This is a genomic window from Bradyrhizobium iriomotense (genome assembly GCF_018129405.1).
In the GTDB taxonomy this organism is placed as follows: domain Bacteria; phylum Pseudomonadota; class Alphaproteobacteria; order Rhizobiales; family Xanthobacteraceae; genus Bradyrhizobium; species Bradyrhizobium iriomotense_B.
Genome location: NZ_JAFCLP010000005.1, coordinates 67,412 through 82,226, shown reverse-complemented (window position 1 = coordinate 82,226; position 14,815 = coordinate 67,412). Strand labels below are relative to the sequence as shown.

Annotated in this window: 11 protein-coding genes; 8 read left to right on the top strand and 3 right to left on the bottom strand. The window is 66.6% G+C overall.

What is annotated here, in order from left to right:
- Positions 1-4: 4 nt before the first annotated feature.
- Positions 5-808, bottom strand: a complete 804-nt coding sequence (locus JQ592_RS13935) for a HesA/MoeB/ThiF family protein (RefSeq protein WP_211403416.1) — start codon at positions 806-808, stop codon at positions 5-7.
- A 231-nt stretch (positions 809-1,039) separates the two neighbouring features.
- On the opposite strand from JQ592_RS13935, the gene JQ592_RS13930 reads away from it, so the two are divergent.
- Complete coding sequence (locus JQ592_RS13930; RefSeq protein WP_211403415.1) at positions 1,040-2,401, top strand: serine protease; 1,362 nt, start codon at positions 1,040-1,042, stop codon at positions 2,399-2,401.
- A 3-nt stretch (positions 2,402-2,404) separates the two neighbouring features.
- Here JQ592_RS13930 and ggt read toward each other — a convergent pair whose 3' ends face one another.
- Positions 2,405-4,084, bottom strand: coding sequence for a gamma-glutamyltransferase (gene ggt / locus JQ592_RS13925; RefSeq protein ID WP_211403414.1), 1,680 nt, complete (start codon positions 4,082-4,084; stop codon positions 2,405-2,407).
- Between the two features lie 240 nt (positions 4,085-4,324).
- Between ggt and JQ592_RS13920 the strand changes: the two genes are divergently transcribed.
- A complete protein-coding gene (locus JQ592_RS13920; RefSeq protein ID WP_211403413.1) occupies positions 4,325-5,068 on the top strand; it encodes a ParA family protein in 744 nt (247 codons plus the stop codon).
- 199 nt (positions 5,069-5,267) lie between these two features.
- On the opposite strand, the gene mutM is transcribed toward JQ592_RS13920, so the two are convergent.
- Positions 5,268-6,149, bottom strand: a complete 882-nt coding sequence (gene mutM / locus JQ592_RS13915) for a bifunctional DNA-formamidopyrimidine glycosylase/DNA-(apurinic or apyrimidinic site) lyase (RefSeq protein WP_211403412.1) — start codon at positions 6,147-6,149, stop codon at positions 5,268-5,270.
- An 81-nt stretch (positions 6,150-6,230) separates the two neighbouring features.
- Here mutM and ubiE point away from each other — a divergent pair, with 81 nt between their 5' ends.
- From ubiE to tsaE, 6 genes are all read left to right on the top strand, one after another.
- Entirely contained in the window at positions 6,231-6,992 is a 762-nt protein-coding gene (gene ubiE, locus JQ592_RS13910; protein WP_211403411.1) for a bifunctional demethylmenaquinone methyltransferase/2-methoxy-6-polyprenyl-1,4-benzoquinol methylase UbiE, read from the top strand.
- On the top strand, positions 6,989-8,563 hold the full coding sequence (ubiB, locus tag JQ592_RS13905) for a 2-polyprenylphenol 6-hydroxylase (protein ID WP_211403410.1): 1,575 nt from the start codon (positions 6,989-6,991) through the stop codon (positions 8,561-8,563). Before ubiE ends, ubiB begins: the two co-directional genes overlap by 4 nt.
- A gap of 56 nt (positions 8,564-8,619) precedes the next feature.
- Positions 8,620-10,059 carry a bifunctional phosphopantothenoylcysteine decarboxylase/phosphopantothenate--cysteine ligase CoaBC gene (gene coaBC, locus JQ592_RS13900; RefSeq protein WP_211403409.1) on the top strand — a complete coding sequence of 480 codons (1,440 nt, stop codon included), beginning with the start codon at positions 8,620-8,622 and terminating at the stop codon, positions 10,057-10,059.
- Positions 10,056-10,514: a dUTP diphosphatase gene (gene dut, locus JQ592_RS13895; RefSeq protein WP_211403408.1), complete on the top strand. Its 459-nt coding sequence runs from the start codon at positions 10,056-10,058 to the stop codon at positions 10,512-10,514. Before coaBC ends, dut begins: the two co-directional genes overlap by 4 nt.
- Positions 10,515-10,705: 191 nt before the next feature.
- A complete protein-coding gene (locus JQ592_RS13890; RefSeq protein WP_211403407.1) occupies positions 10,706-13,210 on the top strand; it encodes a sensor histidine kinase in 2,505 nt (834 codons plus the stop codon).
- Positions 13,207-14,739 (top strand): tRNA (adenosine(37)-N6)-threonylcarbamoyltransferase complex ATPase subunit type 1 TsaE, encoded by a 1,533-nt coding sequence (tsaE, locus tag JQ592_RS13885; RefSeq protein WP_211403406.1) that lies wholly within the window; start codon positions 13,207-13,209, stop codon positions 14,737-14,739. Before JQ592_RS13890 ends, tsaE begins: the two co-directional genes overlap by 4 nt.
- The last annotated feature ends 76 nt before the right edge of the window (positions 14,740-14,815 follow it).

The window sequence follows — 14,815 nt, the reverse complement described above, 5'->3', positions numbered from 1 at the left end:
CCAATCAGGTGCGATGGGCGCTGAGATCGGTGATCACAGGCCCGTCGCCATTGAGCGGATTGGCGGGATCGCGGGCATAGCGCAGCGTCTCGAAGCGCATCGCGCGCGCATCGATCATCAGGAGGCGGCCGACCAGGCCGTCGCCGAAGCCGACGATCTCGCGGATCGCCTCCAGCGCCATCATCGAACCGAGCACGCCGGCGAGCGCCCCCATGACGCCGGCCTCGGCGCAGGCCGGCACGGTGCCCGGCGGCGGCGCCTCCGGGAACAGGCAGCGATAGGTCGGGTTGAATTCGCCGGCTTCGTTCTTCTCATGCGCGCGGATGGTGGTGAGCGAGCCGTCGAAGGTGCCGAGCGCCGCCGTGATCAGCGGCCGTTGCGCGAAGAAGCAGGCATCCGAGACGAGATAACGCGTCGAGAAATTGTCGGAGCCGTCGAGCACCAGATCGTAGTCGCCGATCAGGCTCAGCGCGTTGTCGGCGTTGAGCCAGGTGGCGTGGCCGACGAAGCGGACATGCGGATTGAGCGCCGCGATGCGCTCGGCCGCACTCTCGACCTTGTGCCGACCGATGTCGGGCGTCGTGTGGATCACCTGGCGCTGCAGGTTGGACAGCGACACCACGTCGTCATCGACCACGCCGAGCGTGCCGACGCCGGCGGCGGCCAGATACATCAGAGCGGGCGCGCCGAGGCCGCCAGCACCAACTACCAGCACGGAGGCACGCTTCAGCGCGGCCTGGCCGGGACCACCGACATCGCGCAGCACGATATGGCGGGCATAGCGTTCGAGTTCGTCCGGGCTCAGCATCGTCGTACGTTCCTCTCAACCCTCATGGTGAGGAGCGCGGAACGCGCGTCTCGAACCATGAAGGCCCCGATATCGCCTGTGGCCATCCTTCGAGACGCGGCCTTCAGGCCGCTCCTCAGGATGAGGACCTCAGTTCGTGGTCTCTAAGCCACCTGAACCGCCGCAACATTGTTCGCGACCAACGAGATGTGCTTCAATGGCATTGCATTCAATGGGCTGGCTGGATTTGTCATGAGATCGATGCTTGCGGCAACACTGATGTTGGCTTCTGCCACAGGCGCGAACGCCCAGATGACGGCGCCGCAGGTCCCCGGCACCAAGCCGAAACCGGTCCAGACCGTCCCAGTCCGCCCCCCGGCAGCCCAGACGGCGTCGGAAACCGCCGATGCCATGGCGCAGGCCGAGCGGCTGTCGCTGCAGTCCGACCTCGCCTGGGTCGGCCAATATAACGGCGCCATCACCGGCGACGTCAGCGAGCGCATGGTCAACGCCATCAAGGAATACCAGAAGGCCAAGGGCGGCAAGCCCACCGGCGTGCTCAATCCGCAGGAGCGCGCCGCACTCGCCGAGACGGCGCGTCGGAAGCAGGACAGCGTCGGCTGGAAGATCGTGATGGAGCCGACCAGCGGTGCGCGTCTCGGCATTCCCTCGAAGCTGGTGCCGCAACAGGCGAGCGACGCCAACGGCTCGAAATGGATCTCGCCGACCGGAACCGTGCAGGTGCTGCTCAGCCGCCGCAAGGAGGCGAACCCGACCACCGCGAAGCTCGCCGAAGCCGAGAAGAAGGAGCCTGCGGGGCGCAAGGTCGACTACACCGTGGTGAAGCCCGACTTCTTCGTGCTGTCGGGACTTCAGGGCCTGAAGAAATTCTACGTGCGCGGCACCTTCAGGGGCGACGAGGTCCGCATCATGACGATCCTGTACGACCAGGCGATGGAGAATACGGTCGAGCCGGTCGTGATCGCGATGTCGAGCGCATTCAACGCGTTCCCGTCCACCCCGATGGCCGGACCGCCGCCGCGCAAGAATGTCGAATACGGCACCGGCCTCGTCGTCAGCGACGATGGCGCGATTCTGGCCGACCGCCTCGTCACCGACAGCTGCCTTGCGATCACCATCGCAGGCTTCGGCAGCGCCGACCGCCTCGCCGAGGACAAGGAGCACGATCTCGCGCTGCTGCACATCTACGGCGCGCGGGGCCTGAAGCCGCTCAGCCTCGCCGGCGGAGCGGGGAAGACCAATGTCGATGTCATCGGCATCGCCGATCCGCAGAGCCAGGGCGGCGCGGCCGGCGTATCGAGCGCCAAGGGAACGCTGGCGCCGGTCACATCAAGCGATTCCGCGCTGTCGCCGCCACCGGCGGTTGGCTTCTCTGGCGGTCCCGCGGTCGATGGCGACGGCAAGTTCGCCGGTGTCGCGCTGCTGAAGCCGGCAATGGTCGCGGGCCCCGCGACAGCGGTGCCGGCGTCACAGGCGGTGATGGTCTCGGCGGAAACGGCGCGCGATTTCCTGAAAGCGAATGGTGTCAGCGCGAACGGCAACTCGACGGACGCAAAAGCCGCCGTCGTGCGCGTGATCTGCGTGCGGAAGTAGCGATCAGCTCAACCGGAACCTCACTCCGGCCTTCGCAAGCCCACCCGAAATCCCGACCGGCGTGCCGTCCGCGCGCCAGCAGGCAGCGCCGGTCATGGTGCCGTCGTCGTGGAACGCGATCGCATTCATGCCGCCGGCGACGGTCGCGACGGGCTGCACCTTGTGGCCGAGCGCTGCGAGCTTCACCCGCACGCTCTCCGGCACCTTCTGCTCGACCTCGAGCGCGTTGCCCTCGGTCCAGACCCTGGGCGCCTCGACCGCTTCCTGCAGGCTCATGCCGTGGTCGATCAGATTGACCAGCGCCTGCATCGCGCTCGGGAAGATGCGCTTTCCGCCGGGCAGCCCCAGCGCATAGCGCAGCTTGCCGTCACGCAGCGCCATCATCGGCGACATCGAAGTCGTCACCCGCTTGCCCGGCGCCAGCGACAGCGCATGGCCGGGGCGCGGATCGAACAGGTTCATGTAATTGTTGGCGATGGCGCCGAGACCCGGGATCATGATCTTGGCGCCGAACAGATTGTTGATGGTCTGCGTGGTCGCCACCACATTGCCGAAGCTATCCGCCGCCGTCATATGCGTGGTGTGCGCGCCTTCGAGCTGGGACACGCCGGCGCCCCAGGCCTGCGCCCGCGCCGGATCGATGGCGCGGCGGCGCTCCTCGGCGTAGGCCTTCGAGGTCAGCTGCTCCACGGGCACGCCGACATAGTCAGGATCGCCGCTGGCGGCGGCGCGATCGGCGAAGGCGATCTTCAGGACCTCGGCAAGATAGTGGATGGTCTCCGATGTCCCGAAGCCGAGGGCCTCGATGTCGTAGCCTTCGAGAATGTTCAGCATCTGCGCGATGTGCACGCCGGACGCGGCCGGCGGCGGCGGCCCCAAAATGGTCCAGCCGCGATAGTCGGCGCGGATCGGCTGCCGCTCGACGGTCTTGTAGCTGGTGAGATCGTTGCGGCGGATGAAGCCGCCGGCCTTCTCCATGTAATCCACGAGGATGTCACCGAGCGGCCCTTCATAGAGCGCCTTCTCGTCGTGGTCGGCGATATAGCGCAGCGTCTCGGCATATTCCGATTGCACCACGCGCTCGCCGACCTTCAGCGGCTCGCCGTCAGGCAGAAAGATCGCCGCGATCGGCTGGTCCTTGCGCATCTCGGCGGCGCACTCGCTGATGCATTCATGCAAGTAGGGCGTCGTCGCATAGCCGCGCGCGGCATGCTTGATCGCGGGCTGCATCACGTCGGCAAGGCTCATGGTGCCGAACCTTTGCTGCGTCTCGCACCAGGCCTTCAGCGAGCCCGGCACCGCGACGGCCTTCGGGCCGTTGAGGTTCTCGTTGCCGACGGTGTCGAACACGTCATGCGCCGAGCCCGGCCTGGAGGTGTAGGTGGTGTCGCGCACCGCCGATGGCACCGTGCTCTGGCCGTCGATGAAGCGATGGCTGCCGTCGGCAAGCCGGATATGCGCCATGCCGCCGCCGATGATGCCGACCATCATCGGCTCGACCACGGTCAGCGTGAACAGGGTTGCGATCGCGGCATCGATGGCGTTGCCGCCGGCGGCCAGCATCTCGGCGCCGGCGCTGGAGGCGAGCGGATGGTTGCTGACCACCATGCCGCGGCTCGAGACCGCCGGCATTTTCTGGCAGTCAAAGGTGGTTGCCGTCCGGTCGCGCCAGTTGCCGCTCATCTCGCCTGCACCTTTCTATTTACGGTGGCGAGCACATCATACGTACCACTACGGGTCCAGTATTGGTACGGATTAGCTGGCATTCCCGATTCCGCCATCATCGTTACCGTTGATTCGGACCTCCGCGATCCCTTTGGATCGGGCCGGCACGTCCTGAGCGAGAAGAGCTCAGCATCCAGAAGCGATGCACGTTCGCGTGGCGTATCCCTGACCCAGCACTCCAAAGGATTGATCTTCAAAATGCACACGATCGTACTGGCCACCCAAAAGGGCGGCAGTGGCAAGAGCACGCTCGCCATCGGCCTCGCCCTGGCAGCCAAGCAGGCCGGCTTCACCGTCCGCCTGATCGAGACCGACCCGCAGGGCACCCTCTCCAACTGGCAGCGCCGCCGCACCACTGACGATCTCGTGGTCGAGCCGATCTATCACGCCGCCGACATCGCGCCGCGCCTGAAGATGCTCGCCGACAGCGGCCTCCAGCTCGCGATCGTCGACACCGCGGCCGGCCTTTCCGCCGCCACCACCGCAGCGATCCGCCATTCCGATCTCTGCCTGATCCCGGCCCGCCCGAGCGTCGCCGACATCGAGGCGACCGTCTCGACGCTGAGCGTCGCGCGCGCCTGGAAGCGGCCCTACAGCTTCGTGCTGAACCAGACGCCGATCCGCGGCCAGCGCATCGACAATGCCGCGGGCGCGCTCGCCGAGGAAGCCGCGCTCGACCTTGCTGACGTGCTCGCGCGTCCCCTGATCGTGATGCGAAACGACCACCAGGACTCGCTCGCGAGCGGCCTCGCAGTGAGCGAATTCGCGCCGAACGGCAAATCGGCTGACGAGATCCGCGGCCTCTGGCGCTGGATCGAGACCCGGCTCGAGCTCGAAGCCACGACCAATGTCCTGATCGACCAAGTCATCTCGGCTACGAACGGCATGCTGCATGGCGCCACCGAGCTTGCTGTAGACGAGACCACGACCCTGGCGTCCTGAGCGGGGCAATCGCTCCGACGCCAGCCGGCCCTTCTCCATCCGGAAGGGCCCCAGCGACGAAGCAATCCGGCCCCCAGCCCGGCCGGATTGCTTCGCGCGCCTTGTAGCCCGGATGGAGCGAAGCGAAATCCGGGAAAGTTTCTCCACGGCGAGACTGGACCCGGATTGCGCTGCGCTTCATCCGGGCTACGGCGCTACGTCACTTCTGACATTTCGGGCACCAGAAGGTCGAGCGGCCGTTCTGGGTGAAGCGTTTCACGATACCGCCGCAGCGCGGCGTCGTGCATGTCTCACCTTCGCGGTCGTAGACCTTGAAGGAGTGCTGGAAATAACCGAGCTCGCCCGAGGTCTGGCGGTGATCGCGCAGTGACGAGCCGCCGGCCTTGATCGCATCGTTCAGCACGGAGTGGATCGCACTGACCAGTCTCTTCGCATGGTCCGTCGGCTCGCCCTTCTTGGTGGACAGTGTCGCGGCAATCCGGCGCGGTGACAGATGCGAGCGGTGCAGCGCCTCGCAGACATAGATGTTGCCGAGGCCCGCGACCACGCGCTGGTCGAGCAGCGCGGCCTTCAGGCTCGTGGTCTTGCCTTCACAGGAGTGCGCCAGCATCGCGGCGTCGAACTCGTTGCCGAGCGGCTCGGGTCCGAGCCCGCGCAACAGCGGCTCGTCCTCGAGCGCGTTGCGCGCGATCACTTTCATGTAACCGAAGCGGCGCGGATCGTTGAAGACGATGTCGGCGCCGGAGGACATCCGAAACAACACATGGTCATGCGCTGAATCCTTAGCCTTCGGATAGTGAAACTCGCCGGGCACCGTGCCGTTGTCCGGCTTGATGACGCGGAACGAGCCCGACATGCCCAGATGCATCAGCAGCACGTCACCGGAGGCGAGATCGGCCATGAGATATTTTGCACGGCGGCCAAGCCCCGTGACGACCTGCCCCTGGAGCCGGGCCACGAAATCCGGCTGGAAAGGGAAGCGCAGGTCCGGCCGGCGGGCCTCCGCATTGAGGATTTTCGCACCCTCCATGACGGGCTGAAGGCCGCGGCGGACGGTCTCGACTTCGGGCAATTCAGGCATGGTCAGGCATTCACCTTATGAGGGCGGTGTGATAGCGCCATTGCGGCGGGCGCGCTATGGTCCGCCTCGTGGAGTAGAGTAATGGATCGGCCGGGCGAAACCACGCATTTTGGCTTCAAAGACGTTCCCCTGGGGGACAAGCAGACGCTGGTGAACGATGTGTTTCACAGCGTGGCGTCGCGCTATGACCTGATGAATGACCTGATGTCCGGTGGCCTGCACCGGGTCTGGAAGGACATCATGATCAACGCGCTGGACCCGCCACGGAGCGACCGGCCGTTCGCCCTGCTCGACGTCGCCGGCGGCACCGGCGACATCTCGTTCCGCGCCGCCAAGGCGGCCGGCCCCGGCTTCCACGCCACGGTCTGCGACATCAATTCCGGCATGCTCGCGGTGGGGCGCGAGCGCGCCGCCAAGCGCCATCTCGAAACCCAGGTCGATTTCGTCGAAGGCAATGCCGAGGCGCTCGCCTTCGCCGACCGCAGCTTCGACGCATATACGATCGCTTTCGGCATTCGCAACGTGCCGCGGATCGACCTGGCGCTGCGCGAGGCCTATCGCGTGCTGAGGCCCGGCAGCCGCTTCCTGTGCCTGGAGTTCTCCACCGTCGAGATGCCCGGCCTCGACAAGCTTTATGACCTGTTCTCGTTCAACGTGATTCCGCCGCTCGGCCGTATGGTCACGGGCGACGCCGAATCCTACCAATATCTCGTCGAATCGATCCGCAAGTTTCCGAAGCCTGCCGCCTTCGCCGACATGATCCGCGAGGCCGGCTTTTCCCGCGTGAGCTGGCAGACACTTTCCGGCGGCATCGTCGCACTGCATTCGGGCTGGCGTTTGTGATCTCTGCTTTCACCCACATTGTGCGCCTCATCCGCGCCGCGTTCGTGTTTGCGCGCGAGGGCGTGTTCGGCTCCGTCGATCCAAGCCTGGTGCCGCCGCCTGGACAACTCGCGCTGAAGCTTGCGCGCATCGTGGAGCGCCGCGGCACCAGGCATGGTCCGCGGATATCGCGCGCGCTGACGCGGATGGGCCCGGCCTATCTCAAGCTCGGCCAATTCCTGGCAACGCGCCCCGACGTGGTCGGCGTCGTCATGGCGCGCGACCTCGAAAGCCTCCAGGACCGCCTGCCGCCGTTTTCGCAAGCCGAGGCGGAAGCCGCGATCACCACCTCGCTGGAACGGCCGCTGAAGGACGTGTTCGCGAGCGTCGGCCCGCCGGTCGCGGCCGCCTCGATCGCGCAGGTGCATCGCGGCGAGGTGCTGCGCGACGGTATTCGCAGGCCGGTCGCGATCAAGGTGCTGAGGCCGAACGTCGCCGCGCGCTTCCGCCGCGACCTCTCCGATTTCTTCTTCGTCGCGCACAAGGCCGAAGCCTATTCGTCCGAGGCGCGCCGGCTGCGCCTGATCGAGGTCATCAACACCATGTCGCGCTCGGTCGCGATGGAGATGGACCTGCGGCTCGAAGCGGCCGCGCTGTCCGAGATGGCGGAGAACACGCAGGGCGATCCCGATTTCCGCGTGCCGACCGTCGACTGGGACCGCACCACGCACAACGTGCTGACGATGGAGTGGATCGACGGCATCGCGCTGAACGATCACAAGCGCCTTGCAGAGGCGCAGGTCGATTTGCCCGATCTCGGCCGCAAGGTGATCCAGAGCTTCCTGCGGCACGCCTTGCGCGACGGCTACTTCCACGCCGACATGCATCCCGGCAATTTGTTCCTCGATGAGGCCGGCCGCCTCGTCGCGGTCGATTTCGGCATCATGGGCCGGCTCGGGATGAAGGAGCGGCGCTTCCTCGCCGAAATCCTGCTCGGCTTCATCACCCGCGATTATCGCCGCGTCGCAGAAGTGCATTTCGAGGCGGGCTATGTGCCCGCGCACCACTCGGTCGAGAATTTCGCGCAAGCCATCCGCGCCATCGGCGAGCCCATTCACAACCGCACCGCCGAGGAGATCTCGATGGCGCGGCTCTTGACGCTGCTGCTCGAGGTCACCGGCCTGTTCGACATGACGACGCGGCCCGAGCTGATCCTGCTGCAGAAGACCATGGTCGTGGTCGAGGGCGTGGCGCGCGGCTTCGATCCCAGGCTCGACATCTGGAAGGTCGCCGACCCCGTGGTGCGCGAATGGATCGAGCGCAATCTCGGACCGATCGGCCGCATCGAGGGTGCGCTCGCGGGGACCGGGGACATTGCGCGCGTGCTGATGCGCCTGCCGGAGATCGCGGAGCGCTCGGTGAAGGTCCTCGAGCAGCTCGAGACCATGACCCGGGAGGGGTTAAAACTGTCGCCGGAGAGCATCGCGGCCATGGGCCGCAGCGAAGGCCGCAAGAACCGCGGGCGCACCGTGGCGCTCTGGATCATCGCCGCGACCTTCATCGGGATCCTGATCGCCGTCCGGAATCTTTGATTGCACTGCAATCACGCGGATGATAGCATCGCTATCATTCCGTGCTGGAGGGCGTCATGGCAAGCCTGACCATCCGCAAGCTCGACGACGCCGTCAAAACCTATTTGCGGCTGCGCTCGGCCAAGAACCGCAGGTCGGTCGAGGAAGAGGTCCGGGTCATCCTGCGGGAGCTGATCGAGGGCCGGGAGGAGCCGCTGACGCCGTTTGCGGTGCCGCCGGTGCCATCCTCCACTCCGGCGCCCCAACGCACGGGCGCGCTTCCCGAGGCCAGCGTCACCCTGATCATCGGCGGCGGGATCGCGGCCTACAAGTCGCTCGACCTGATCCGAAGGCTGAAGGAACGCCGCATCGAGGTCCGCTGCGTGCTGACCAAGGCCGCGCAGCAATTCGTCACGCCGCTCGCGGTCAGCGCGCTGTCGCACGAGCGCGTCTATACCGACCTGTTCGATCCCCAGAGCGAGTTCGACGCCGGTCATATCCGTCTCGCGCGCGACTGCGACCTGATCGTGGTGGCGCCGGCGACCGCCGATCTGTTGGCGAAGATGGCGAACGGCCATGCCGACGATCTCGCCAGTGCGATCCTGCTCGCCACAAACCGAAAAGTCCTGCTGGCACCGGCGATGAATCCGCTGATGTGGAACAACGCGGCGACGCGGCGCAACGTCGCGCAGCTCCAGCGCGACGGCGTGGTGCTGATCGGGCCGAATTCCGGTGAGATGGCGGAGGCGGGCGAAGCCGGTGTCGGCCGCATGTCCGAGGCGATCGAGATCGCCAATGCAGCGGAACGACTGCTGCGGCCGCCGGTGCCGAAGCCGCTCGCCGGCAAGCGCGTGCTGATCACCGCAGGTCCGACGCACGAGCCGATCGACCCGGTGCGCTACATCGCCAACCGCTCCTCCGGCAAGCAGGGCTTTGCCATTGCCGCCGCCGCACAGGCCGCAGGCGCCGAAGTGATTCTGGTGAGCGGCCCGGTCGATCTCGACGACCCCGCCGGCGTCACCGTCAAGCACGTTGAGTCTGCACGGCAGATGCTGGAGCAGGTCCAGGCGGCGCTGCCCGCCGACATCGCAATCTTCGCCGCCGCGGTCGCCGATTGGCGCGTCGCCAACGAGGGCGAGCAGAAGCTGAAGAAGACGGCGGCCGGCATGCCGCCGCTGCAGCTGGTCGAGAACCCCGACATCCTCGCCACGATCTCGAAGCTCGCCGACAAGCGCCCGCCGCTGGTGGTCGGCTTTGCCGCCGAGACCGAGCATCTCATCGACAACGCCAAAAGCAAGCTCGCGCGCAAGGGCTGCGACTGGATCGTCGCCAACGACGTCTCGCCCGCGACCGGCGTGATGGGCGGCGACCGCAACACTGTCCATCTGATAAGCCGCAAGGGCGGAGAGATTGCAGTTGATTCCTGGCCCGTGATGACCAAGGAACAGGTCGCCATCGAACTGGTCGCCCACATCGCCAGAAGCGTGACCGACAAATCCCTGGAGCCGGCATCTTGAGCACGAAAGTCACGGTCGAACTGCAACGCCTCGCCCATGCCGAAGGCCTGCCGCTGCCGGCCTATCAGACCGCGGAGGCCGCCGGCCTCGACCTGATGGCCGCGGTGCCGGAGGCCGAGCCGATGACGCTCGCCCCTGGCCAGTATGCGTTGGTGCCGACGGGGCTCGCGATCGCCCTGCCGCCCGGGCACGAGGCGCAGGTGCGGCCGCGTTCGGGTCTCGCCGCCAAGCACGGCGTCACCGTGCTGAACTCGCCGGGAACCATCGACGCCGACTACCGCGGCGAGATCAAGGTGATCCTGATCAACCACGGCGCAGCGCCGTTCGTGATCAAGCGTGGCGAGCGCATCGCGCAGATGGTGATCGCGCCCGTGGAGCAGGCCGCGCTGGTTCCCGTGGCGACCTTGTCCGCGACCGATCGCGGCGCCGGCGGCTTCGGCTCGACGGGACGCTAACGCACGGCAATCCCAGCCGAATCACCCGAAGAATTACGTGCATCGGGAACCGCGCGGCCTGCATTTTTTTGGGGCCGCGTTTGCGTTCACGATCTGGACTCTTACCGGTGGAGTCGCGGTGGGGGTATTGTCTTTTGATTCGCGTGCGGCGGGGGTCGCCGCGCGTAAATCCGTGCGGTCTTGGGGCAACTATGTCAGGCGTGATCGTGTCGATGCGTCGGACGCTGTTGTCGTGCACATCGTTGGCGCGCAACAGCTTGTTGGGAGGCGCTTTCGCAGCGCTGCTGCCGGCTGCGCCGGCTGAGGCCGCCGACCTCGTCGACACGCTCTCCATATTGCTGGACTTCAACCGGCAGGAACTCGCGGTGCTCGCCACCGCGCTGGCCCTGCTCGGCTTTTCGGTCATGGCCGCGATCCTGCTGATGCGGACGCGGGTGCGCACGGCGACGAACGAGGCGCGGCTGCGCGCGCGGATCGGGGAGCTGCAACTCCAGTCCGATCGCTTCGGCGCGCTGCTGTTCGCCGAGCCGCAGATCCTGATCTCCTGGCCGGCCGGCGAAAATCGCGCGCAGATCTCCGGCGACATCTCGATGGTGCTGCCGCGCGATTCCTCGCCGCAGCGCGTGCTGGCATTCGGAACCTGGCTGCCGCCGGAACCCGCACTGCAGATGGACCACGCCGTCGACGCGCTGCGCGACCGCGGTGACGGGTTCCAGCTGACGCTGACCACCGCAAATGGCCACACGCTGGAAGCCATCGGCCGCGCCATCGGCGGTCAGGCCATTGTCCGGATTCGCGAACTCTCCGGACTGCGGCGCGATCTGGCCGAGACCCATCTGCGTTACAAGGCGCTCTCCGACGAGACCGAGATGCTGCGCGGCTTCGCCGCCGCCGCGCCGTGGCCGATCTGGGCCAAGGGCGAGAACGGCGCGCTCACCTACGCCAATCCGGCCTATGTCCGCGCGACCGAGGCCACCAGCATCAGCGATGCGCAGGAGCGCAAGCTCGAGCTGCTCGACAGCGCCGACCGCACCGCGATGGAGCGCGGACTGAAGGACGCGCCCAATTTCACCTCGCGACTGCCGATCGTGACGGGCGGCGAGCGGCGCATGTACGACGTCCGCGCCGTCAATGTCGGCAGCGGCAGCGTCGGCGTCGCCATCGATGCCAGCGAGGCGGATGCGCTGAGCTCGGCCTTGGTGCGGATGGCGGAGGCGCATCGTCGCACGCTCGACCAGCTCTCCTCCGGCGTCGCCGTGTTCGACGGCCATCGCCGCCTCGCCTTCTACAACGATTCCTACCGCCGGCTGTGGGACCTCGACCGCACCTTCCTCGACGCCAACCCCGATGATTCCAGCGTGCTCGACCAGCTCCGCGCCGCACGCAAGCTGCCGGAGCAGCCGGATTTCCGCGCCTGGAAAGCCAAGCTGCACGAGGCCTATCGCGCGGTCGAGACCGCCAAGGACACCTGGTATCTACCCGACGGCCGCGCGCTCTCCGTCGTCACTACGCCGAACCCGGAAGGCGGCGTCACCTATCTGTTCGACGACGTCACCGAGAGCCTGGAGCTCGCCCGCCGCTTCGACGGCATGATCCGGGTCCAGCGCGAGACGCTGGACAGTCTCGCCGAGGGCGTCGCGGTGTTCGGCAGCAACGGCAAGGCGCAGCTGTTCAACCCGGCCTTCGTGCGGATGTGGAAGCTGTCGAGCGACGCCATGCGCGACGAGCCGCACATCCAGACCGTCGAAGGCTGGTGCCATCAGCTGTTCGACGACCCGCAAGTCTGGCGCCAGATCCGCGAGGCCATCACCTCGATCGAGAACCGCGCCGACGTGCCGCTGAAGCTGGAGCGCAAGGACGGCAGCGTGCTCGACGGCATGATCCGCCCGCTGCATGACGGCGCGACCATGCTGACGTTCCAGGACATCACCGACACCGAGAATGTCGAGCGCGCGCTGCGCGAGCGCAACGAGGCGCTGGAAGCCGCCGACCAGATGAAAGTGGATTTCGTCCACCACGTCTCCTACGAGCTGCGCTCGCCGCTGACCACCATCATCGGCTTCGCGCATTTCCTCAGCGATCCCTCGACCGGGCCGCTGACGCCGAAGCAGGCCGAATATCTCGACTACGTCACCAAATCGACCAACGCGCTCTTGGCGCTCACCAACAACATCCTCGATCTCGCCACCATCGATGCCGGCGCGATGAAGCTGGAACTGGGGCCCGTCGATGTCAGCAAGACCATCGAGCTCGCCGCCGAGGGCATCCAGGACCGCCTCGCCACCGACCGCATCCGCCTCAAGGTCGAGATCGCGCCCGATGTCGGCAGCTTCGTAGGCGACGAGAAGCGCGTGGTGCAGGTGCTCTATAACCTCCTCGCCAACGCCGTCGGGTTTTCTCCACAGGATTCCACCGTCGGCATCAGCGCACGCCGCACCGATCGCAGTGTGGTCTTCACCGTGACAGATTCCGGGCCTGGAATACCTGCCGACATGAAGGACAAGGTGTTCAACTGGTTCGAAAGCCGCTCGCAGGGCTCGCGTCATCGCGGCGCCGGGCTCGGCCTGTCGCTGGTGCGCTCCTTCGTCGAGCTGCATGGCGGCAAGGTGCGGGTGGATTCGATCGTCGGCCGGGGCACGGTCGTGATCTGCGACTTCCCGACCGACCAGGCGGCGCATCGCGACGCCGCCGAATGACAGCGCCCACCACATTCTCCGTCGCGCTTCACAACGAGACGGCCACCGCGCAACTGATGGCCGATCTCGCCCTGCTGGTCGGACCGGGCGATGTCATCACCCTCACCGGCGATCTCGGTGCCGGCAAGACCGCGGCCGCGCGCGCGCTGATCCGCTACCTCGCCGGCGACGAAGAGCTGGAAGTGCCGAGCCCGACCTTCACCCTGGTGCAGGGCTACGAGCTGCCGCCCTTCGCGGTGATGCATGCTGACCTCTACCGCGTCGAGGACGAGAGCGAGCTCGAGGAGATCGGGTTGTCGCCGCTGCCGGACGGCACACTGGTTCTGATCGAATGGCCGGAGCGCGCGCCGTCGGCCATGCCCGCGGATCGCATCGACATCGCACTGACGCATCGGCCGGCGCTGGGCTCGAACGCACGCGCCGTCGAGATCACCGGTCATGGCAAGGGCGCTGCGCAGGTCGCGCGGCTTAAGGCGCTGCGCGAATTCCTCGACGCGTCCGGCTACATCGACGCGACGCGACGGCGCATGAACGGCGATGCCTCGACCCGCTCTTATGCGCGGCTGCTGCGCGGCGACGAGATCGTCATCCTCATGAACTTCCCGCAGCGGCCCGATGGGGCTGCCCTCTACAACGGAAAATCCTACAGCGCCGCGGTGCATCTTGCCGAGAACGTGAGGCCGTTCGTCGCCATCGACGAGGGCCTGCGCGCGCAAGGAATCTCCGCGCCTGCGATCCATCATTTCGATCTCGACCACGGCTTCCTGATCTCGGAGGATTTCGGCAGCGAAGGCGTGATCGAGGGCGATCCGCCGCGCCCGATCGCCGAGCGCTACGAGGCCGCGACCGACGTGCTGGCGATGCTGCATGGCAAGGCGCTGCCGGAGATGCTGCCGCTGGACGGGCAGACCTACGAGATCCCCGTCTTCGACGTCGAGGCGATGCTGATCGAGATCGGATTGATGCCGGAATGGTATCTGCCCGATCGCGACGCGCCGTTGAGCGATGAGAAGAGCGCGGAATTTTTTTCGATGTGGCGCGAGCTGCTGAAGAAGCCGCTGGCCACGCCGAGGACCTGGATCATCCGCGACTATCACTCGCCCAATCTGATCTGGCTCGCTGGCCGCTCCGGCATCCAACGTGTCGGCGTGATCGACTTCCAGGACACCGTGCTTGGGCCGCACTCCTATGACGTGGTGTCACTGCTCCAGGACGCCCGCATCGACGTGCCTGAGACCATCGAGCTGACGCTGCTGTCGCGCTACATCAAGGCGCGGCGGGCGGATGATGCGAGCTTCGATGCGGCCGGCTTCGCCGAGCTCTACGCGATCATGTCGGCGCAGCGGAACACGCGGCTGCTCGGCACTTTCGCCCGGCTCAACCGCCGCGACGGCAAGCCGCATTATCTGCGCCACCAGCCGCGGATCTGGACCTACCTCCAGCGCTCGCTGGCGCATCCCGCGCTCAGCCATCTGCGCGACTGGTATCTCGCCAACGTGCCGCCGCCCCAAAGCCCGCCACAAGCCTGATTCGGGCCGATTTACCGGCTGTTAGCCAAGACGTTGCTATTCTGGCGGCGAGGCAGCCGGATAAATACGGGGCTGG

Bases quoted from the DNA above. Each gene is read 5' to 3' on its own strand.
- JQ592_RS13935 (WP_211403416.1), bottom strand. From the start codon at position 808: ATGCTGAGCCCGGACGAACTCGAACGCTATGCCCGCCATATCGTGCTG.
- JQ592_RS13930 (WP_211403415.1), top strand. From the start codon at position 1,040: ATGAGATCGATGCTTGCGGCAACACTGATGTTGGCTTCTGCCACAGGC.
- ggt (WP_211403414.1), bottom strand. From the start codon at position 4,084: ATGAGCGGCAACTGGCGCGACCGGACGGCAACCACCTTTGACTGCCAG.
- JQ592_RS13920 (WP_211403413.1), top strand. From the start codon at position 4,325: ATGCACACGATCGTACTGGCCACCCAAAAGGGCGGCAGTGGCAAGAGC.
- mutM (WP_211403412.1), bottom strand. From the start codon at position 6,149: ATGCCTGAATTGCCCGAAGTCGAGACCGTCCGCCGCGGCCTTCAGCCC.
- ubiE (WP_211403411.1), top strand. From the start codon at position 6,231: ATGGATCGGCCGGGCGAAACCACGCATTTTGGCTTCAAAGACGTTCCC.
- coaBC (WP_211403409.1), top strand. From the start codon at position 8,620: ATGGCAAGCCTGACCATCCGCAAGCTCGACGACGCCGTCAAAACCTAT.
- JQ592_RS13890 (WP_211403407.1), top strand. From the start codon at position 10,706: ATGTCAGGCGTGATCGTGTCGATGCGTCGGACGCTGTTGTCGTGCACA.
- tsaE (WP_211403406.1), top strand. From the start codon at position 13,207: ATGACAGCGCCCACCACATTCTCCGTCGCGCTTCACAACGAGACGGCC.